General features: G+C 37.6%; 22 protein-coding genes and 1 riboswitch. Of the genes, 17 read left to right on the top strand and 5 right to left on the bottom strand.

What is annotated here, in order from left to right; genetic code table 11:
* Window positions 1-151 precede the first annotated feature (151 nt).
* From sufC to pcp, 7 genes are all read left to right on the top strand, one after another.
* Window positions 152-934 (top strand): Fe-S cluster assembly ATPase SufC, encoded by a 783-nt coding sequence (gene sufC / locus TJ68_RS06750; protein ID WP_040929401.1) that lies wholly within the window; start codon window positions 152-154, stop codon window positions 932-934.
* Between the two features lie 17 nt (window positions 935-951).
* Window positions 952-2,256, top strand: a complete 1,305-nt coding sequence (gene sufD / locus TJ68_RS06745) for a Fe-S cluster assembly protein SufD (protein WP_040929400.1) — start codon at window positions 952-954, stop codon at window positions 2,254-2,256.
* Window positions 2,257-2,274: 18 nt separating this feature from the next.
* Window positions 2,275-3,495 carry a cysteine desulfurase gene (locus TJ68_RS06740; protein WP_040929399.1) on the top strand — a complete coding sequence of 407 codons (1,221 nt, stop codon included), beginning with the start codon at window positions 2,275-2,277 and terminating at the stop codon, window positions 3,493-3,495.
* Window positions 3,485-3,916 (top strand): Fe-S cluster assembly sulfur transfer protein SufU, encoded by a 432-nt coding sequence (gene sufU, locus TJ68_RS06735; RefSeq protein ID WP_040929398.1) that lies wholly within the window; start codon window positions 3,485-3,487, stop codon window positions 3,914-3,916. Before TJ68_RS06740 ends, sufU begins: the two co-directional genes overlap by 11 nt.
* Before the next feature lie 37 nt (window positions 3,917-3,953).
* Window positions 3,954-5,348 carry a Fe-S cluster assembly protein SufB gene (gene sufB, locus TJ68_RS06730; RefSeq protein ID WP_040929404.1) on the top strand — a complete coding sequence of 465 codons (1,395 nt, stop codon included), beginning with the start codon at window positions 3,954-3,956 and terminating at the stop codon, window positions 5,346-5,348.
* 154 nt (window positions 5,349-5,502) lie between these two features.
* Complete coding sequence (locus TJ68_RS06725) at window positions 5,503-5,889, top strand: hypothetical protein (RefSeq protein ID WP_040929397.1); 387 nt, start codon at window positions 5,503-5,505, stop codon at window positions 5,887-5,889.
* A 154-nt stretch (window positions 5,890-6,043) separates the two neighbouring features.
* Window positions 6,044-6,640: a pyroglutamyl-peptidase I gene (gene pcp / locus TJ68_RS06720; protein ID WP_040929396.1), complete on the top strand. Its 597-nt coding sequence runs from the start codon at window positions 6,044-6,046 to the stop codon at window positions 6,638-6,640.
* 593 nt (window positions 6,641-7,233) lie between these two features.
* Here pcp and TJ68_RS06715 read toward each other — a convergent pair.
* Together TJ68_RS06715 and TJ68_RS06710 are read right to left on the bottom strand one after the other, a co-directional pair.
* Window positions 7,234-8,157 carry an EamA family transporter gene (locus TJ68_RS06715; protein WP_040929403.1) on the bottom strand — a complete coding sequence of 308 codons (924 nt, stop codon included), beginning with the start codon at window positions 8,155-8,157 and terminating at the stop codon, window positions 7,234-7,236.
* A gap of 45 nt (window positions 8,158-8,202) precedes the next feature.
* A complete protein-coding gene (locus TJ68_RS06710) occupies window positions 8,203-9,234 on the bottom strand; it encodes an acyltransferase family protein (protein WP_040929395.1) in 1,032 nt (343 codons plus the stop codon).
* 158 nt (window positions 9,235-9,392) lie between these two features.
* On the opposite strand from TJ68_RS06710, the gene TJ68_RS06705 reads away from it, so the two are divergent.
* Complete coding sequence (locus TJ68_RS06705; protein ID WP_040929394.1) at window positions 9,393-9,947, top strand: thioredoxin family protein; 555 nt, start codon at window positions 9,393-9,395, stop codon at window positions 9,945-9,947.
* 41 nt (window positions 9,948-9,988) lie between these two features.
* Here the strand turns inward: TJ68_RS06705 and TJ68_RS06700 are convergent, their stop codons facing one another.
* Together TJ68_RS06700 and TJ68_RS06695 are read right to left on the bottom strand one after the other, a co-directional pair.
* Window positions 9,989-10,753 (bottom strand): ABC transporter permease, encoded by a 765-nt coding sequence (locus TJ68_RS06700; RefSeq protein ID WP_040929393.1) that lies wholly within the window; start codon window positions 10,751-10,753, stop codon window positions 9,989-9,991.
* On the bottom strand, window positions 10,754-11,458 hold the full coding sequence (locus tag TJ68_RS06695) for an ABC transporter ATP-binding protein (protein ID WP_238316054.1): 705 nt from the start codon (window positions 11,456-11,458) through the stop codon (window positions 10,754-10,756). It lies immediately after the preceding gene.
* Window positions 11,459-11,522: 64 nt separating this feature from the next.
* On the opposite strand from TJ68_RS06695, the gene TJ68_RS06690 reads away from it, so the two are divergent.
* From TJ68_RS06690 to TJ68_RS06665, 6 genes are all read left to right on the top strand, one after another.
* The gene (locus TJ68_RS06690; RefSeq protein WP_040929391.1) at window positions 11,523-12,371 is read left to right on the top strand and encodes a DUF72 domain-containing protein; all 849 of its coding nucleotides are present in this window, start codon (window positions 11,523-11,525) and stop codon (window positions 12,369-12,371) included.
* 17 nt (window positions 12,372-12,388) lie between these two features.
* Window positions 12,389-13,216: a sulfite exporter TauE/SafE family protein gene (locus TJ68_RS06685; RefSeq protein ID WP_040929390.1), complete on the top strand. Its 828-nt coding sequence runs from the start codon at window positions 12,389-12,391 to the stop codon at window positions 13,214-13,216.
* Window positions 13,217-13,232: 16 nt separating this feature from the next.
* Entirely contained in the window at window positions 13,233-14,558 is a 1,326-nt protein-coding gene (locus tag TJ68_RS06680; RefSeq protein WP_040929389.1) for a bifunctional metallophosphatase/5'-nucleotidase, read from the top strand.
* Window positions 14,559-14,611: 53 nt separating this feature from the next.
* A riboswitch (Lysine riboswitch) is annotated at window positions 14,612-14,776 on the top strand.
* 57 nt (window positions 14,777-14,833) lie between these two features.
* Entirely contained in the window at window positions 14,834-16,402 is a 1,569-nt protein-coding gene (locus TJ68_RS06675) for a Na+/H+ antiporter NhaC family protein (protein ID WP_040929388.1), read from the top strand.
* A 91-nt stretch (window positions 16,403-16,493) separates the two neighbouring features.
* Window positions 16,494-17,414 (top strand): lipoyl synthase, encoded by a 921-nt coding sequence (lipA, locus tag TJ68_RS06670; RefSeq protein ID WP_040929387.1) that lies wholly within the window; start codon window positions 16,494-16,496, stop codon window positions 17,412-17,414.
* Entirely contained in the window at window positions 17,407-17,739 is a 333-nt protein-coding gene (locus tag TJ68_RS06665; RefSeq protein ID WP_371327355.1) for a YutD family protein, read from the top strand. The genes lipA and TJ68_RS06665 overlap by 8 nt, the downstream gene beginning before the upstream one ends.
* A 15-nt stretch (window positions 17,740-17,754) precedes the next feature.
* Here the strand turns inward: TJ68_RS06665 and TJ68_RS06660 are convergent, their stop codons facing one another.
* Window positions 17,755-18,042, bottom strand: coding sequence for a DUF3055 domain-containing protein (locus TJ68_RS06660; RefSeq protein WP_040929386.1), 288 nt, complete (start codon window positions 18,040-18,042; stop codon window positions 17,755-17,757).
* Between the two features lie 72 nt (window positions 18,043-18,114).
* Between TJ68_RS06660 and hepT the strand changes: the two genes are divergently transcribed.
* From hepT to TJ68_RS06645, 3 genes are read left to right on the top strand one after another with little or no spacing between them, the layout of a single operon-like run.
* Window positions 18,115-18,543 (top strand): type VII toxin-antitoxin system HepT family RNase toxin, encoded by a 429-nt coding sequence (gene hepT / locus TJ68_RS06655; RefSeq protein ID WP_040929385.1) that lies wholly within the window; start codon window positions 18,115-18,117, stop codon window positions 18,541-18,543.
* A complete protein-coding gene (locus TJ68_RS06650; RefSeq protein WP_040929384.1) occupies window positions 18,536-19,291 on the top strand; it encodes a TIGR01457 family HAD-type hydrolase in 756 nt (251 codons plus the stop codon). The genes hepT and TJ68_RS06650 overlap by 8 nt, the downstream gene beginning before the upstream one ends.
* Before the next feature lie 17 nt (window positions 19,292-19,308).
* Window positions 19,309-19,851 (top strand): biotin transporter BioY, encoded by a 543-nt coding sequence (locus TJ68_RS06645; RefSeq protein WP_040929383.1) that lies wholly within the window; start codon window positions 19,309-19,311, stop codon window positions 19,849-19,851.
* Window positions 19,852-20,026: the final 175 nt, after the last annotated feature.

Raw genomic sequence — 20,026 nt, 5'->3', positions numbered from 1 at the left:
ATTCGATTATCACAATGTATAACACTACAAATATCCGTTGTTTTACGTTATACTAAAGTCATTCTGGTCAAGGGCAAACTTTGACTATAGTTTAGAACTATTATAAACTATTATATGGAAAATAAATTCTATCTAATTGGAGGATTATCGGATGACTTCTGTTTTAGAAATTAAAGACTTACATGTCGAAATTGATGGCAAGAAAATACTTAAAGGTTTAAATCTTACACTTAAACAAGGTGAGATTCACGCTGTAATGGGACCTAACGGTACGGGTAAATCTACACTCGCTCAAGCGATTATGGGACACCCTGCATACGATGTAACGCAAGGTGAAGTTTTACTTGATGGTGAAAACGTACTGGAAATGGAAGTTGACGAGCGTGCGCACGCTGGTTTATTCCTAGCGATGCAGTATCCGTCAGAAATTTCGGGTGTTACAAACTCAGATTTCTTACGTTCAGCTATTAACTCAAGCCGTGAAGAGGGCGACGAGATTAACTTAATGCAATTTATTAAAAAACTAGATAAAAACATGGACTTCTTAGAAATGGATCCAGATATGGCAACGCGTTACTTAAACGAAGGGTTCTCTGGTGGGGAGAAAAAACGTAACGAAATTTTACAACTCATGATGTTAGAACCTAAATTCGCAATCTTAGACGAGATTGACTCTGGTCTAGATATCGACGCGTTACAAGTTGTTTCTAAAGGTATTAACGAACTGCGTGGACCTAACTTCGGTTCATTAATTATCACGCACTATCAACGCTTACTAAACTACATCGAACCTGACTTTGTACACGTAATGATGCAAGGTCGAGTAGTAAAATCAGGCGGAAAAGAACTTGCAGAACGTCTTGAGAACGAAGGTTACGAGTGGATTAAACAAGAACTCGGAATTGAAGACGAAACAGTAGACGCAGTAGAATAATATCAGGAGGAACTGTAATGGCTAACGAATTCGTTTTAGATAAAGAAAAAGTCTTAAACGACGCAGAACAAAATGGTGTGACAGGTTTCTTTACAAATAAAAGAAAAGAAGCACTAGATTTAATCGATCGTTTAGACATGATAAAACCAGACAAAACACGTATTTATAACTGGGACTTTTTTACAGTTGAACAACCATTTACGGAAAGTTCAACGTTCGATTCATTATCTGATTTACCAGAAAAGGTAAAAGAAGTTGTAGAAGTAGAGAATGTAGAAAACTTATACGTGCAACACAATAACACGAAAGCATTTGTAGAGCTATCTGAGTCGTTAAAGTCTCAAGGTGTTATTGTTGAAGATATATTTACAGCATCAGAAAATCATAAAGATTTAGTTGAAAAGTACTTTATGACGGAAGGTGTAGCTGTCGATGAAAACAAACTGACAGCTTACCACCAAGCGATGTTAAACGGTGGGGTCTTCATCTACGTACCGAAAAACGTAAAAGTTGAAGCGCCAATTCAAGTCGTGTTTTACCACGATGATGAAAATGCATCGTTATATAACCACGTATTACTCGTAGCAGATGAAGGTTCTGAAGTAACTTATGTAGAAAACTATGTCACGAACTTAGAATCAGCAAATGGACAGTTAAACGTCGTAAGTGAAGTACTTGCAAAAGACAACGCAAAAATTAACTACGGTGCAGTAGACTTCTTAGCAAAAGAGCTTACAGGTTACGTTGTACGTCGCGGTGTAACAAGTCGCGATGCTGAAATTGACTGGGCACTAGGATTAATGAGTGACTCAAACGTCATTTACGACAACACGACGTACTTAAACGGTGATAACTCAGGATCTGAAGTTAAAATCGTTACAATTGGCCGTGGTCAACAACTCTTAAACTTCACGACAGAAGTTATTCACTACGGTAAAAATACGTCCGGAAACATTTTAAAACACGGTGTAATGAAAGAGAACGCAAATAGCGTATTTAACGGGATTGGTCACATCAAAAAAGGTGCGACGAACTCAAACGCTCAACAAGAATCTCGCGTATTAATGCTTGATGGTAAAGCACGTGGTGACGCGAACCCTATTCTACTAATCGACGAAGATGAAGTAGAAGCAGGACACGCAGCATCAGCTGGACGTGTAGATGAACTACAACTCTTCTACTTAATGAGTAGAGGACTTAAGCGTGAAGAAGCAGAACGCTTAGTTATCCACGGATTCTTAGCACCAGTTGTTGTAAGTTTACCGATTGAAAGTGTTAAAAACTTACTCGTAGAAGTGATTGAAGATAAAATTTTATACTAATACTAGGAGGCTTCCACATTGGACATTAACAAAATAAGACAAGACTTTAAGGTCCTTGACGAAACAGTTAATGGGAATGCACTCACGTACTTAGACACGTCAGCAACAAGCTTAACGCCAAATAGCGTCGTGGATAAGACGAATGACTATTACTTTAAATATAACGCAAACGTACACCGAGGGGTCCATACTCTCGGTTCGCTTGCGACTGATGCATATGAATCTGCGCGTATGAAAGTGCGTAAATTCATAAATGCAAAACGATTTGAAGAAATCATTTATACACGTGGGACAACAGCAGCACTCAACTTAGTCGCACGTTCACTTGGTGATTTTGCTGTTGAAGCGGGCGACGAAATCGTCGTAACAGAAATGGAACACCACGCAAATATCGTGCCTTGGCAACAACTTGCAAAGCGTAAAGGTGCAAAACTGGTGTTTATTCCGCTAGAATCTGACGGGACGATTACGCTAGATAGCGTTAAAAGTGTCATGTCAGATAAAACAAAAATCGTTGCGATTACTCACGTTTCAAATGTACTCGGTACAGTAAACGATATTAAATCTATCGCAAAAATCGCACACGACCACGATGCATATATCGTTGTAGATGGTGCGCAAGCTGTACCTCATATGACAGTAGACGTCCAAGATTTAGACGTTGATTTCTATGCGTTTAGTGCACATAAAATGCTTGGTCCAACAGGTGTTGGTGTACTATATGGTAAAGCAGAAATCCTAGATCAATTAGAGCCGATAGAATACGGTGGAGATATGATCGATTACGTGTATAAAGAAGACGCAACATGGACGGATTTACCAGTGAAGTTTGAAGCGGGGACACCGATGATTGCTGAAGCAATTGGACTCGGTGCAGCAATCGATTATTTACTCGAAGTCGGTATGGATAACATCCACGACTACGAGCAAGAACTTGTAAATTATGCTTACGAAGAAATGCAGAAAATTGATGGTATTACCATTTATGGACCGAAAGAACGCGCAGGGTTAATTACATTTAATCTTGACGGAGTGCACCCACACGATTTAGCAACAGCGCTTGATCAAGAGGGTATCGCTGTTCGTGCAGGACATCACTGTGCACAACCATTAATGAAATGGTTAGACACAAATTCAACAGCACGTGCAAGTTTCTATATTTATAATACTAAAGATGAAATAGACACATTCATTCGAGGCTTAGAGCGTACGAAGGAGTTTTTCTCATATGAATTTTAGTAATTTAGAACAGCTATACCGTTCAGTCATTATGGACCACTATAAACATCCGCGTAACAAAGGCGAATTAGATAGTGGAACGATTACTATTGATATGAACAACCCAACATGTGGAGATGAAATTCGACTCATGTTAGAAGTAAAAGACAATATAATTGACGACGTTCGTTTCGAAGGACATGGTTGCTCGATTTCAATGGCAAGCGCATCGATGATGACAGAAGCTGTTAAAGGTAAAAATGTAGAGCGTGCGTTAGAAATGGCAGATGAGTTTAGTAAGATGATGCTCGGAGAAGAGTACACAATCACAGACGATATGGGCGACATTGAAGCATTATCCGGCGTCAGCCAATTCCCTGCAAGAATTAAATGTGCGACTCTATCTTGGAAAGCACTTGAAAAAGGTGTAAAAGAAGAATAACCGCACGGAATATGATTAGGAGTGAATCGTTATGGCAATGAGAAAAGCGCCAGATATTGGTGAATATAAATATGGTTTCCGCGATGAAGACGTCTCGATTTTCCGTTCAGAACGCGGGTTAACTGAAGAAATTGTTAGAGAGATTTCAAAGATGAAAGAAGAGCCAGAGTGGATGTTAGACTTCCGTCTAAAATCACTTGATCAGTTCTATAGTAAGCCGATGCCAACATGGGGTGGAGACTTATCAGAACTTAACTTCGACGAAATTCGTTATTACGTAAAACCTTCAGAGCGTTCAGAACGTTCATGGGATGAAGTACCTGAAGAAATCAAACGTACGTTTGACCGTTTGGGTATTCCTGAAGCAGAGCAAAAATACTTAGCAGGTGTTTCTGCACAGTATGAATCAGAAGTTGTTTATCACAACATGGAAAAAGAACTTGAAGAAAAAGGTGTCGTATTTAAAGATACTGACGCGGCACTTAGAGAAAACGAAGAACTATTCAAAGAGTACTTCGCGACAGTTGTGCCACCTTCAGACAACAAGTTCGCTGCATTAAACTCAGCGGTTTGGTCAGGTGGATCATTCATCTATGTACCACCTCACGTAAAATTAGAAAACCCGTTACAAGCATACTTCCGTATTAACTCAGAAAATATGGGACAGTTTGAGCGTACGCTTATTATTTGTGACGAAGGTTCATGGTTACACTACGTTGAAGGTTGTACTGCACCAGTTTACACAACTAACTCACTACACGCAGCAGTTGTTGAGATTATCGTTAAGCCTAACGCATACTGCCGTTACACGACGATTCAAAACTGGGCAAACAACGTGTACAACTTAGTTACAAAACGTACATTTGCTGAAGAAAATGCAACGATGGAATGGGTAGACGGTAACATCGGGTCTAAGATTACGATGAAATACCCTGCGATTTACCTTAAAGGTGAAGGCGCAAGAGGTATGACGATGTCTATCGCACTTGCAGGTAAAGGACAACTACAAGATGCAGGGTCTAAGATGTTACACTTAGCACCGAATACTTCATCTTCTATCGTATCGAAATCGATCGCACAACACGGTGGTAAAGTAACGTACCGTGGACTTGTACACTTCGGGCGTAGAGCGGACAACGCAAAATCTACAATCGAGTGTGACACGTTAATTATGGATAAGCAATCGACTTCAGATACAATTCCATACAACGAAGTTTACAACAACAACATTTCTTTAGAGCACGAAGCGCGTGTGTCTAAAGTATCAGAAGAACAATTATTCTACCTTATGAGTAGAGGTATCGGTGAAATTGAAGCGACAGAAATGATCGTAATGGGCTTCATCGAACCATTCACAAAAGAATTACCAATGGAATACGCAGTAGAAATGAACCGCCTCATCAGTTACGAGATGGAAGGTTCAATCGGATAATTTCTAACTTAAACCGTCGCATGAAAGTGCGGCGGTTTTTTTATCTTATTATATTTTGTGTTCTAATACTAAAGGATGATTTTTTCACATTAAATTGACGTGTATACAAAATTAATGATAATCTCAAATTATAAAAGAAATAGGGGGGATTTAAATGGGTCAAACATGGCTTAAACTTGCAGTACTATACTTAGTTTTCGGGATTTCTGTCGGACTATTTATGTCTTACACGATTCAATTAAACTGGGCTGCAGGACACGCACACGTTAACGTCGTTGGATGGTTAACAACACTAGGTATTGGGGCAGTATTATGTATTTACCCACACTTAGCAAAAAACGGACTTGGTAAAGCAACGTTCTGGTTATACCATATCGGAGTTCCACTGTTCTTATTCAGTACGTTTTATGTACAAATTGATGCAAAAACAGCACACATCTTCACGTTTATCGGTGGACCGATGTTCTTACTTGCAATTATTCTTTTTGGTGTCAATCTATTCCTTAACTTAAATGAAAATACGAGTGATCTGAAACAGTAAGATAGCCGTAAATATTTATTTTTGTTATATTATGATAGCGTTTTTATTGTAAAAAAGAGCTATAAAAATTTAACGCAAACCCTGTTTTAATGATTTCAAATTTCCAAGAAATTCCATTACAATGTTAGATAACTATATTGTAGAGGTGAAGGACATGAAATTATTATTAACAGGGTTTGTTCCGTTTTTAAATCATAAAATTAACCCGACAGAAGAAATTATAAAAGCATTGGACAGTGAAACGATTAATGGGTACACGATTGAAACGAGAGTGTTGCCCGTTGACTTTAAGGCATCCGAACAAGAACTGCTAAAAGAAATCGATGAACGAAAGCCTGACGCGGTAATTATGCTCGGTCTCGCAGCTGGACGTATCAAAATTACTCCAGAAAGAATTGCAATTAACGTAAAAGACGGCGAGAAAGACAACTCAGGTTTCGCACCAGTTGACCAGCCGATTGTCGAAGACGGTCCGGAGGGTTTATTTTCAACACTTCCGATCCGCAAGATGGTAGATGCGTTAAATGAGTCGTATTTACCTGCAAAAATCTCTAATACGGCAGGCACATATTTATGTAACAACATGATGTACGTCGCACTACACGAAGCGAGCCGTGCGAATAACTCATTTAAAGCGGGATTCATTCATCTCCCAGCATCACACGAACTCGCAATCGAGAATCCCGCACTACCAAGCATGTCGCTAGACGACCTTAAACGCGCGGTTAGGATTTGTATAGAGGCGTTGTAGGCGGCTTGGTTAGGGTGTTTTTAATTTTTATTAACAGAAAAATGCTGAAAGTGTTAAATATATTAGGATAATTAACAAAAACGCAGGATATCGCACTGTTTTTGTTAGATAAAAAGATATAATTAACAAAAATGTGGTTGGCGACTTGAAATTTGTTAAATATATCCAGATATCTAACAGAATCCCGAAATTTTTGTTAAATAAAATTTCTCGAAGTAGTTTTAACGCTATTTTGGGATAAAAAGACACTCTTTAGCCTGCACAATTAAACTCACAACCAGGTTTTTCTTCTTTTATTAACAGAAAAATGCTGAAAGTGTTAAATATATCAGGATAATTAACAAAAACACAGGATCTCGCACCGTTTTTGTTAGATAAAAAGATATAATTAACAAAAACCGGCTCGGCAACCTGAATTATGTTAAATATATCCGGATATCTAACAAAATCTCAAAATTTTTGTTAAATAAAATTTTGAGAAATGGTGTTTAAGCTGTTTTAGGATAAAAAGACACTCTCTAGCCTGCACAACCAAACTAACACCCAGGTTTTTCATCTTTAACACCAAAAAAGCGAACGCCGCAATCAATAAGTCAGGCGTTCGCTTCTTTTTTTGATCGTTTTGATGATGCGATTGTATTGAACACTGTGATCCCAAGTATGAGTGCGATTCCGACGACTTGGAATAGTTCTAATACGTCGCCGAGTACGATAACTGTCGTTAACACGGCCATCACGGGTTCGAGTAAACCGAGAATTCCCGCTTCTTGTGAAGTGATATATTTTAAACTTCCGATATAGAGTAGGAATGCGAGTGTCGTTCCGATTAATATCGAGAATAGTAATATACTAACATCAAATGCTGACCAGTCGGAACCAAAATCTAATGACCAAATCGGCGTTTTAAAGTTTAATAGTATTCCACCGACGAGCATCGATCCGCCGACGAGTTCTAATGGGTGCATTCTAAGTAGTAAGTATCCTGCGTGTATTGTGTAGTACGCGAGCGCAACACCAGATAAAATACCCCAAAACAACGCGAGTGGTGATACGATTAGTTGAGTGAGATTACCATTTGTAGCGATTAAAATGACTCCGACAATCATAAAGAGAATGACGAGTGCTTCTTTGTAAGTAAATTTTATATATTTCTTAAAAACGTAATATAAAATAATATAAATCGGTCCAGTACACTGTAGCACTGTCGCAATCGCAGCGTTCCCGTATCCAATCGTTGCTGTAAACGAATATTGAACGAGCGTCATACCGAAAATACTATATATAACGAAGCGAGTGACTAAATATTTGTCCCACACCGTCGTACTCTTCTTTTTAAAAACAATTAAAAAGAATAAAACGAGTATAACACCGCTGATTAAAAGCCGCGCGGTCACGTACCAGTCGACATTCACCGGTGTGTTTCTAAATAGCCAATCGGTCGCGGTACCACCGATTCCCCAAAGGCTTGCACCGAGTATAACAGAGATTAGTCCAAACACTCTTTTATCAGAAGTCATCGTATCACCATCTTTCATATTGATATACTATTGTAATCAATATAATTATGGAATACTAGACACATTTTTCTTATTACTGTCTCTTAACGACTTATAGTATTTAAATAAAAAGTTTTGAGATGGTTTTTCTACTACATATAAAATACAATGCGCGAGTAACACTGAAATGATGACTGGAATTATTATCCATATCTCATGTGTTAAACCGTAATCTTCCATGACGTGAATGAGCGCATATCCGATATTTTGGTGAATTAAATATAACGGGTACGAAATACTTCCTAAGTAAAGTAGCACTTTATTATTTAAAATCTTAAGTTTATCGTTTAAAACTAAGGCGAAAATCGATATAAAACTCACTGTAAATAATCCATTCACAACACCTTCAAAGATAAAGTCATACATGACGGCTACGATAATGACAGCACCGTATTTCAACTGCATGCCCTTAATCCAAATCTCGTGAAGCATAATCCCAATGACGAATAACTGAATATAGTTTGCTGTAGAAAATCTCTCAACAAATTGTGCAGAGTCAGTACTCATAATTAGGCTATAAACTTGAATTACAATACCTACACTGAGCATCGTCACAACTACGGGCATGACTTTTTCTTTATCAATAAGTATGATGAGCGCCATCATTATATAAAACGTAAATTCGACGCGAAGGGACCAGTATGATCCGTCGATATTACGAATGCCTATAAATTCTTGAACCATCGTCATATTTACAAACATTTCTTGAATCGTACGCTGAATGTCAATTGACGATGCACTTAATACGATAAAAGTAATGAGGACAGCTGCAATGTATGCCGGATACAAACGAAACGCTCGTTTAATTAAAAAATCACTTGCAGAGCGCCCACGACTGACTGACATAAAAATCACAAAGCCACTGATGATGAAAAACAGCTGTACACCGTAGTGTCCAAAACTAAATAATTCAGTATTATAATCACTTGCTACGTGTCCAAATCGCCTGTCATAGTGAAATGTATAATGATATAACACGACGAGAAGAGCAGCGATTCCTCGCAGTGCGTCAATTTCAGTAATGCGTTTTTTATTCATACAATCATCCTATTTTTAAGGTTGTATTTCCATTAGCCATATAATCCGCACGATAAACGTTTTAGAAAATATTTAATAATTGTAAACGTATCGTAATATGTGATGTTTAAAAAACTCCAAAAAAGGAATAGTATAAAAAACAGAAAAGAGGGGATATTATGGCAAACAATTTAACAGAGTGGTACGACAAAGCATTATCAGCTGAAGAGATGCGTCAACAGTTTACGGATTTAAAAGAAGGATTCGACAATATTTACGATAACTTTAACGTAAAAGAAGATGAACATAAAGACGAGTTACAAGAAAAGAACTTTAAAGTACTCGGTATTATTGAGCCGTGGTGTGCGCATTGTATGTTAAATACACCAATTTTACTTCGACTTGCTGAAGCGTATGACTTTGAAGCGAAGTTTGTATTAAGAGATGAAAACCTCGCTCTCATGGAGCAATATCAAACAAATGGTAAAAACATCATTCCAATTTACGTTGTTTTAGATGAAAACAATAATGAGATAGGTAAATGGGGACCATTTGCACCAGAAGTGAAGAAAGCTTCAGACGAAGCGAAAAAGCATATCCCAAGTAAAGATGACCCAACTTACGATGAGAAGTTTAAAAAGGTAATCGGTGAACTTAGAGAACAGTTTAAATCTGATGAGGCACTATGGGAAGCGGCATATAGAGATATTCAAAAAACATTATTAGACGCTTAAAATAAACAAAGTCAGATTCTTATAATAAGAATCTGACTTTTTTATTTAGCATCGTCTTGTATGCCTAAAAACTGAAGTTTTTCGTTAAATAAAAATGGATAAGATAAAAATCCAACTAAAATTGAAGATAGTGCAGCTGCGTTTAATATAAGAAATAGAATGAGTAATTGATATATTACTGCTTCCATAGGATCTCCTCCACCAATAATTAACCCACTCATCATACCAGGGAGTTGCACAAGACCAACAGTTTTTTGAGATTCAATCGTTGGGATCATACTCGTTTTAATTGCGGATTTTAACGTGTGGTGAACCGCTTCTTTCGGAGTCCCACCAAAAGATAAAATTAACTCGATTGTTTCTTCGTTATGGCTGAGTTCAGATTTAAATCGATCTAAAAATAATAATGATAAAACCATACAGTTTCCAATAATCATACCGGAAATTGGGATGACGTATTGTGCTTCGAACGGGATGATTTTAAATAAAAGTAACGTACTCATTGAAAACAGTTCGACAAAGACAAGTGTCGCGATAATAATGATCTTGATATGCGGAATGCCTTTACCTTTTTTAAAGATGTTTTGACTCGCCGCTGCGATAATTAACACAATCATTAACAACATAAAAATCGTACTCTTACTATCGAATACAAATTGTAAAATATACCCGATAATAATTAGTTGAACTGTCGCTCGTATTGAAGCAATAATAATATCTTTTTCTAGGCCGAGCTTTAAAACGACAGCGAGTATAATAGGGATGATTACGAACACTAATGCGAGCGCTAAACTTGTAAACGACATTTAAAATTCCCCCTCTAAAAATTGTTTTAAAGCATCAGTTTTTGGATGAGCGAACTGTTCAATTGGCCCGAACTCGATTAATTCGCCCTTTTTTAAATACCAAAAGTCATCAGACACACGTTTTGCTTGCGAGAGATCATGCGTCACCCAAATAATTGTTAAATCAAACTCTTTTTGATTTTTTACGATTAGTCGTTCGATTTCTCGAGCGACAGTCACATCGACACTCGCTGTGATTTCATCGAGAAGTAAGATATCAGGATGATTAACGAGCGTACGTGCAAGTGCGACACGACTCTTTTCACCACCAGATAATTTACGAACTGGTCGGTCAATAAATTCTTTTGTTAAATCGACTTTCTCTAAAAATTCAATCGCTTCATCTTTAGAAAATGTTTCGTTAAATAAATCTTTTGGAAATTTTAAGTTGTCATATACAGTGCCTTCAAGCATGGGTGATGACTGAAATGCAAATCCAATATTACGTCGTAACTTAATAATATCCATTGCTTTAATGTTTTCTTCTCCGATATATATGTCGCCATTAGTTGGAGATAAAAGACCATTAATATGTTTTAACGTTGTTGATTTCCCAGCGCCACTTGGTCCGATTAATGCTGTAATACGATTCTTTTTAAAGGTTCCGGAAATGTTCTTTAAAATATGTTTATGAGATACGTCTTTAAACGAAATAGACATCATCATTCTCCTTTAGTTTCTATTTTCAAATAAAAATAGTTTCTGTGGTAAAATAAATCTAGGTGATACTATGATTTATATCGGATTAACTGGATGGGGCGACCACGATTCACTATATACCGATGTCACAAAAGTGAATCAAAAACTTGAGACATACGCCGGTACATTTCCAGTTGTTGAAGTCGATTCGACATATTATGCAATATTACAACAATCGACGATTGAAAAGTGGTGCCGTGAAACACCAGAAGACTTTAAGTTTATCGTCAAAACACACCAGTTTATGACCGGTCATGGTGACTTTAGAACATCTTATTCAAACATAAATGAATTATATAAAGACTATAAAGAAATGTTACAACCTATGGTGAATCATGGCAAACTTGCTTACATATTAATGCAGTTTCCACCTTGGTATGAATGCAATGAGAAAAATATCAACTACGTTCGACTTGCTAAAAAGATGCTTCACCCGTTAAAAGTTGCGGTGGAATTTCGCCATTCGTCTTGGTTTACAGATGACAAAAAAGAACAAACGCTACAATTTCTCCACGACAATCGTCTCATCCATTCGATTGTCGATGCCCCTCAAATTGGTGAGGGGACGGTTCCATTTGTCAGTCGTGTGACTGATAATATCGGGTTTATTCGTCTTCACGGTAGAAATGCACATGGATGGATGCAGATGAACCGAACGAGAGAAGAGTGGCGAAATGTGCGTTACTTATATAATTATAACCGAGAAGAACTTGAAGCACTGAAAAAACATATAGAAATTTTATCGTTTAAAACAAAAGATATTTACATTATTTTCAACAATAACTCTGGTGGACATGCGGCCGGGAACGCAGAAACCTTAATCGATATGCTCGGTATTAAATATAAAACTCTCGCTCCAAAACAACTCAAACTATTTTAAAGTAAAGGAGGATAATCATGATCTTAACAATAATTATATTAATATGTATCGGATTATTCTCCTCAATTTTAGGAGCACTTGTCGGAATGGGCGGTGGGGTCATCATCGTTCCAGCACTCGTATTTTTCGGTATTAAACTCGGTATGATCGAAGGTATGACGCCTCAACTTGCAATCGGAACGTCGAGTATGATTTTAGTCATAACAGGATTCTCTGCGATGGTTCAGTATAACAAAAGTAACCAAGTCGACCGGTATAGCGGTACTATTTTTTTAATCGGTCTCGTACCTGGTGCGTTCGTCGGATCATATGCGAGCGCGTCTTTAACACTAGATTCATTTAATTTATACTTCGGATTATTTTTAATTATCATTAGTATCGTACTGATGGTGCGAGATAAAATACCACCTTTAAAAGTATTTCAAAACCCTAAATACTTAAGACCGCATATCGACGCGGACGGGGTTGTTCATCAGTATGGATTCCCCGTATGGATTGCGGTAGTGATAACTTTCTTAGTCGGATTTACGACGGGATTATTTGGAATCGGTGGGGGCGTACTGATGACGCCGTTAATGATTATCGTCTTTAGAATTCCGCCGACGATCGCGATCGGAACGTCGATGATGTTAATATTCTTCTCGAGTTTTTCAAGTGCGATTGGACACGCATTACAATCTCACGTTCAATATTTCTCACTTATATTTTTAGCGGTGAGTTCGTATTTTGGAGCGAGAATTGGTGTAAAGTTAGCCAGTCGATTTACGAGTGATGGTTTAGTCAAAATACTTCGCACAGTGCTACTGTTAATCGGTTTATATTTAATTTTAGAAGCGATACTTTAAAGGAAAGTGTGTAGTTATGAAAAAACAAATTCGCATTTACCATACGAATGATATCCACAGTCATTTTGATAATTATCATGCGATTGTCGAGTACATAAAACCGCGTAAAGATGAAAATACACTTTACGTTGATATCGGAGATCACGTCGATAGAAGTCATCCGTATACAGACGCAACGATTGGTAGAGGTAACGTCGAACGTCTAAACGATGCACTATGTGACGTCGCAACGATTGGTAACAACGAAGGTATAACGTTAACTAAAAGTGAATTAAAAAATTTATATAATGGAGCGGATTTCGAAGTGATTTGTGCGAATCTTCGCGATGAGCATGGGCTATTATTCCCACCGTACACGATTAAAAGAATCGGCGATATCCGTATTGGATTTATTGCCGCAACTGTTGAATTTACACCGTTTTATAAGGCACTTCAGTTAGATGTAGAAGGTGCGTTTTATTACATTAAAGAATATTTAAAAGAAATGAAACGTCACTGTGACGCCGTTGTGATGTTGTCGCATTTAGGTAAATATGACGACGAGAGACTTGCAGAAGAGTGTCCGGAAATTGATGTAATTATCGGTGGACATACGCATCACACACTCCCAGAAAATTATAAAGTAAACGGTACGACGTTAACAGCAGCTGGACGATTCGGAGAGTATTTCGGTTATGTCGACTTAGAATTTACGGATTATAAGTTAACAGACGTTTCAACGCGTTTAATTGAAACGGACCTTTTATCAAATCGCTACGACGCATTTTACGACGTTGGAAAAGAGATGCTCAGTACAACTGTAAAGAACGATGTATTAGCAATTGAACGTACACTATATACGATGAACTGGTTTAGTTACACGTTATTACAGATGATTCAAAAGTATACACAGACTGATATCTCTATAATCCACGCAGGGTTAATCGCTGCAGAATTTAGAGGTGGAGAAATGACGAAATACCACGTTCATAAAGTGTTGCCCCATGCTATTAATCTAATTAAAATAGAGATGTCAGGGCGCGACTTAAAAGATATGTATTATACGGCGAGCGCTCAAGAATATAAAGATGAAATTATTAAAGGACTCGGCTTTAGAGGCGACGTGATGGGCGTGTTTTTAATCGATGGTTTATCAGTCGTTGAAAGCAGACGTGAATTTTACGTAAATGGTGAACTAGTAGAAGATGAAAAGACATATGAAGTCGGGACGCTCGATATGTACTCATTTGGCCGATTCTTCCCGCACTTTAATTCGTTAAATAAGACGTATTACATTCCAGAATTTTTAAGAGATATCGTCGGCATTTATAAAGATGATTTAATAATTTCAAAAGAATTTTGACTTTTTAAAACATAAAGTCTATAATGAAATGCAATTCGAAAATAAAGCAACTAAATACAAGTAGAGGTGCACATGACACTGGTAAAAGTTGGAGTAGCCATACTGTGAAGACTTTGAAGAGGGATTGTGCCGAAATGGTAAAGCTGGACACTTTGCTGTTGGGACTTCGTTTAAGAGATGAAGTACTGTCATGATTATCATGGTGCGCTACATTTGTTAAACACAAGTGGAAGCACTTGTGTTTTTTTGTTATATAAGATTAGGAGTAGATTTGAATGGATTCAATTTTAAACTGGACGTATATTTCACTTATCCCACCTCTCATTACGTTAATTCTCGTTTTATTAACGAGACGTGTAGATTTAAGTTTAGGTGTTGGGATTATTACTTCAGCAATTGTCATAACACAAGGTAACGTCGGAGAAATGGTTGCTAAGATTTGGCAAACGTTTATCGACTTAATTATCGAAGATGGCTGGTTAAATACGTGGAGTGCGTATATTTTAATCTTCTTAGCATTACTCGGAATTATGAGTTCATTTATGAGTATGTCAGGCGGAGCGAGAGCATTTACGAGCTACGCGATGACAAAAGTTAAAACGCGTACTGGAGCACTTTTATTAAGCGGTATACTCGGCATTATTATTTTTATTGATGACTATTTTAGTGCGATTATTACACCTCAAGTATCTAAGCCGTTAACGGACAAATATAAAGTATCTCGCGCGAAACTTGCGTACATTGTCGACACGACAGCGTCCCCAATTGCAGTAATCATGCCAGTATCGAGTTGGGGTGCAACAATTATTGGGCTGACTGCGCCGCTACTTATCGCAGCTGGACTCAGTCATATCACACCATTCGAAGCGTTTTTATATATGATTCCACTAAACTTTTATAGTTTAAGTGCAATTATTTTAATGTTTATCGTTATCCTTACGAATTTTGATATATTTGGCATGAAACGTGAAGAGTCACGTGCTATAAATGACGGAATATTATACGATAAAAAGATTGAAGACGATGAATTACAAGTCGCGTATCATTCATCCAAAAGCGCCTTAATTGTTCCACTTGTTGGTCTTGTAGCGGGTGTATTTATTGGAATGATTTACACAGGGATAAAAGAAAGTGGATCATTAAATCCAATCATTATTCTCGAAAATAACTCGATTACTCATTCATTAATCTTTGGTGGTATCATTGGAGTCGTTTTATCGTTAATTTATTATTATAAATTCACAAAGCAAGATGAAAACTTCTCAAGTCGCGACACATGGGTTGGATTTAAAACAGGGCTTCAAGCGATGATTGGCCCGATTATCGTGTTAATACTTGCATGGATGACAGGTGAACTAATAAGTGAACTAGGGACAGGTGAATTACTCGGTCAAATGGTGAAAGACTCAAATATTTCAGCAGCATTCCTACCGGCGATTGTGTTTGTCGTTGCATGTATTATGGCATTAACGACAGGAACATCTTGGGGGTCATTTGGTATACTCGTTCCGATCGCAGGTAATATTATCATTACGTTAGAAGTACCTGAATTATTACTCGCATCAATCGCAGCAGTACTTGCGGGCGGTGTGTTTGGAGACCACTGTTCACCGATTTCTGACTCGACGATACTTTCAAGTACAGGATCAGGATCTGACCATATTGTCCACGTCATGACGCAAATACCATATGCAGTAATTGCAGCACTTGTTTCATTAGTATCATTTGTAGTCGTTGGATTTACAACTTCAACAGGACTAGGATTACTCGTGATGATAGGGTTATTCTTTGCATTAACACTCGTTATTAAACTCGTGTATACACCGATTAAAGCTAACAAATAATAGTGAAATTATTCACTTACGATATAAGTATACCCGCTCTTCAAAGTTGTGTTATTATAAAATCAAATACACGACAAAGGTAGGGATTCGAGTGGCAACAAAGAACGAGGAGATTTTAAGGAAACCTGAATGGCTTAAAATTAAATTGAATACAAATGAGAATTATATCGGTCTCAAAAAAATGATGCGTGCAGAGAATTTACATACAGTATGTGAAGAGGCGCGTTGTCCAAACATTCACGAATGCTGGGCAGAGCGTCGTACTGCAACATTTATGATTTTAGGATCTGTATGTACGAGAGCGTGTCGTTTCTGTGCAATTAAAACAGGGCTTCCAAGTGAAGTAGACTGGGACGAGCCAAGACGTATCGCAGAATCGGTTCAAAAAATGGATTTAAAGCACTGTGTAATAACTACAGTTGCACGTGATGATTTACGTGACGGTGGTGCAAAAGTTTACGCTGAAACAATCCGTAAAGTACGTGAAGTGAACCCATATACAACAGTAGAAGTACTACCTTTTGATTTTAACGGCAACAAAGAAAACATTAAAATTTTAATGGATGCAAAACCAGACATTTTAAATCATAATATTGAGACGGTCGAACGTTTAACAAAGCGTGTACGTGCAAAAGCAACATACCGCCGTTCATTAGAAATGCTCAGATATTGTAAAGAGCTTCAACCGGATATTCCGACGAAATCATCGATCATGATTGGTCTCGGTGAGACGCATGAAGAAATTTTACAAACGATGGATGACCTACTTGAACATGGTGTTGATATTTTAACAATCGGTCAATATTTACAACCGACACGTAAACACTTAACAGTGAAAAAGTATTACACGCCGCTCGAGTTCGGTAAGCTACGTAAAATCGCAATGGAAAAAGGTTTTAAACATTGCCAAGCTGGACCAATGGTACGTTCAAGCTACCATGCTGATGAGCAAGTAAATGCTGCAGCACGTCGCCGTCAAGAAGAAGGAGACAGAATTCGTCAAGGTGAATAAAATAACGACAGTCGGTCACATGCATTTTGAACTAATCAAAGAGTACCGCGATGCATTTGACGAAGAGCAGTTTAAAGAAAAATATAGCGACGTTTTAAATAAATACGATTATATCGTCGGAGATATCGGTTATGAAAAACTACGTCTCGTTGGATTTTATAGAGACGATAAGAAAAAAGTAGAATTCGATAAGCGCTATAGCTTAATTCAAGATTATCTACTCGAGTATTGTAATTTTGGATGTGCGTATTTTATCTTACGCAAAATCACAAAAGAAGAACAAAAAGAACTCGGTTTAAAACCAGAAGAAAAGCCTTCAGAATAACATTTCTGAAGGCTTTTAATAATCCATAAACCAACCCGGTGATATAATATCTTTTAAAAATTCGATGACTTCATCGGCTTGATTATCAGAAAACCCGAGAGCATGCGCAATATACCCCGGTTCGTCTAAGTCGTCAGTTCCGACGATACTGAACGTATTATTTTGCATATTTAACACTAAACTTTTTCCGAAAAATTTAGACGTTTGTATAATCGCAAGGTCATACCGCCCAAAGTCACCGGCAAAGCCGACGTATCGTGCGTTCGGTGTTTCATTATCATCGTATAAGTAATGTTTTAACATAGTTCCCTCCATAAAGGACTTTCTATTTATGATATTATAGATGTATTAGTAATTAAATTAAAGGAGTTTACTATGTTATTTGTAGACAAGAATTTAATATTAAAACGTTTAGACTATATTAAAGGGTTAACTGAAGATATAGACACGGATCATCCACTCGCATTAGAGCGTGTGTGTGAGATGTTAATTGAAGCGTCTGTGGACGTTGGAAACATGATTATCGATGGATTCGTTTTACGCGATCCAGGCAACTATTTAGACGTCATGGATATTATGAAAACAGAAGGTGTTATACCAGAAGGTGATTTTACAAAATTTGAAGAGACGTTTAAATTTAGAAATATTCTCGTACGTGAATATGAAGACGTCGACCATGAGGCAATGAGAAAAGTGTTTAAAGAAAATTTATCTGCATATGCCAACTTTAAAGAAAATGTCTTACATTTCTTTGAAACAGATCCTCAAGCAGTGACCGCATTTATGGGGGATCAGCATGTATAAAGGGTATTTAATCGACCTAGACGGCACGATGTTTAACGGAGACGAGCGCATCGAGGGGGCGGCAGATTTTATTCATCGTTTAAATGATGCTAAAATTCCGTATATGTTTGTGACAAATAGTGGTGCACGAACACCGGAAGAGACGCTTAAAAAATTTGAGTCACATGGCATCGAGACGTCCATTGAACATATTTACACGTCAGCACTCGCTGCTGTCGATTACGTAAAAGAAAATGATAAAACAAATATTTTCGCAGTTGGATCAGATTCATTTAAAGAAACTTTAATGAACAATGAGATAACACTTGTTGATTATCATGCGGATGCTGTATTATTCTCTTATGACACTCATATCAATTATGAAAAGTACGTGAACGCTGTGCAAAACGTGTTAGAAGGTGCAGAGTTAATTTTAACGAATCCGGATAAAGTGATTCGTCATAAAGACAAATTTATACCAGGTAACGGAGCACTCGCTTCCGTCGTAGTAAGCGCGACAGGCGTAGAGCCTATCGTTGTCGGGAAACCAAATGCATATATTTTACAAAAAGCACTTGAAAAAATCGGTGTCGATCAAAAAGACGTCGCAATGATTGGTGATAATTACGACACAGATATCATGACAGGCATCCAAGGTGGTATTGACACGATACACGTCAATACAGGAGTTCATCGTACTGAAGATGTCATGAAAAAAGAAGTGCCTCCAACTCATGCAGTAGAAAACTTACTAGATTGGGCACTTTAAAATTAAAGGAGATTTCTATGAAAACGAAAGATCTTGTACTTTGTGCAGTATTCGTCGCACTCGTAGCAATCAGTGCGATGATTACAATTCCAATCGGACCCGTTCCGATAACACTTCAAACGCCTATGGTCATTTTAACAGGCGCACTACTCGGTAGTCGTCTTGGGGTAATGACGATGGTCGTATACTTAATCGCTGGACTTATCGGGATTCCAGTATTTGCTGGTGGCTCTGGTGGATTCGGATCATTACTATCACCAAGTTTTGGTTTTGTCATCGGATTTATACCACTCGCGTATTTTGCAGGACTCGGTAACCGTGAAGGACAGTCTGTACTAAAAGCAATACTTATAACAGCAGTCGGCATGGTGATCTTATTCACATTTGGATTCTTATACTTCTACTTCATCATGAACAACGTATTAGAATCACCAAAAGGACTCGCTGAATCAATCATGCTAACAGTTGCGCCTTTCATAGTGAAAGACTTAATCGTAACAGTCGTGACAGTGTTATTTGCACAAACACTCGTCAGACGTGGTATAACAGCGCACGCTTAAAAGATGAAACACTTCCTAACTGATGCTAGGAAGTGTTTTTTTGTAGGTTATTTATCATTAATTAACAAAAAAATGGTGAAAGTGTTAAATAAATCGGGATAATTAACAAAAACTCAGGATCTCGCACCGTTTTTGTTAGATAAAAAAATATAATGAACAAAAAACGGATTGATGA

Source organism: Nosocomiicoccus massiliensis (genome assembly GCF_000438455.1).
Lineage (GTDB): Bacteria > Bacillota > Bacilli > Staphylococcales > Salinicoccaceae > Nosocomiicoccus > Nosocomiicoccus massiliensis.
The sequence above is the reverse complement of the archived record's forward strand: the minus strand, read 5'-3'. Positions and strand labels throughout refer to the sequence as shown.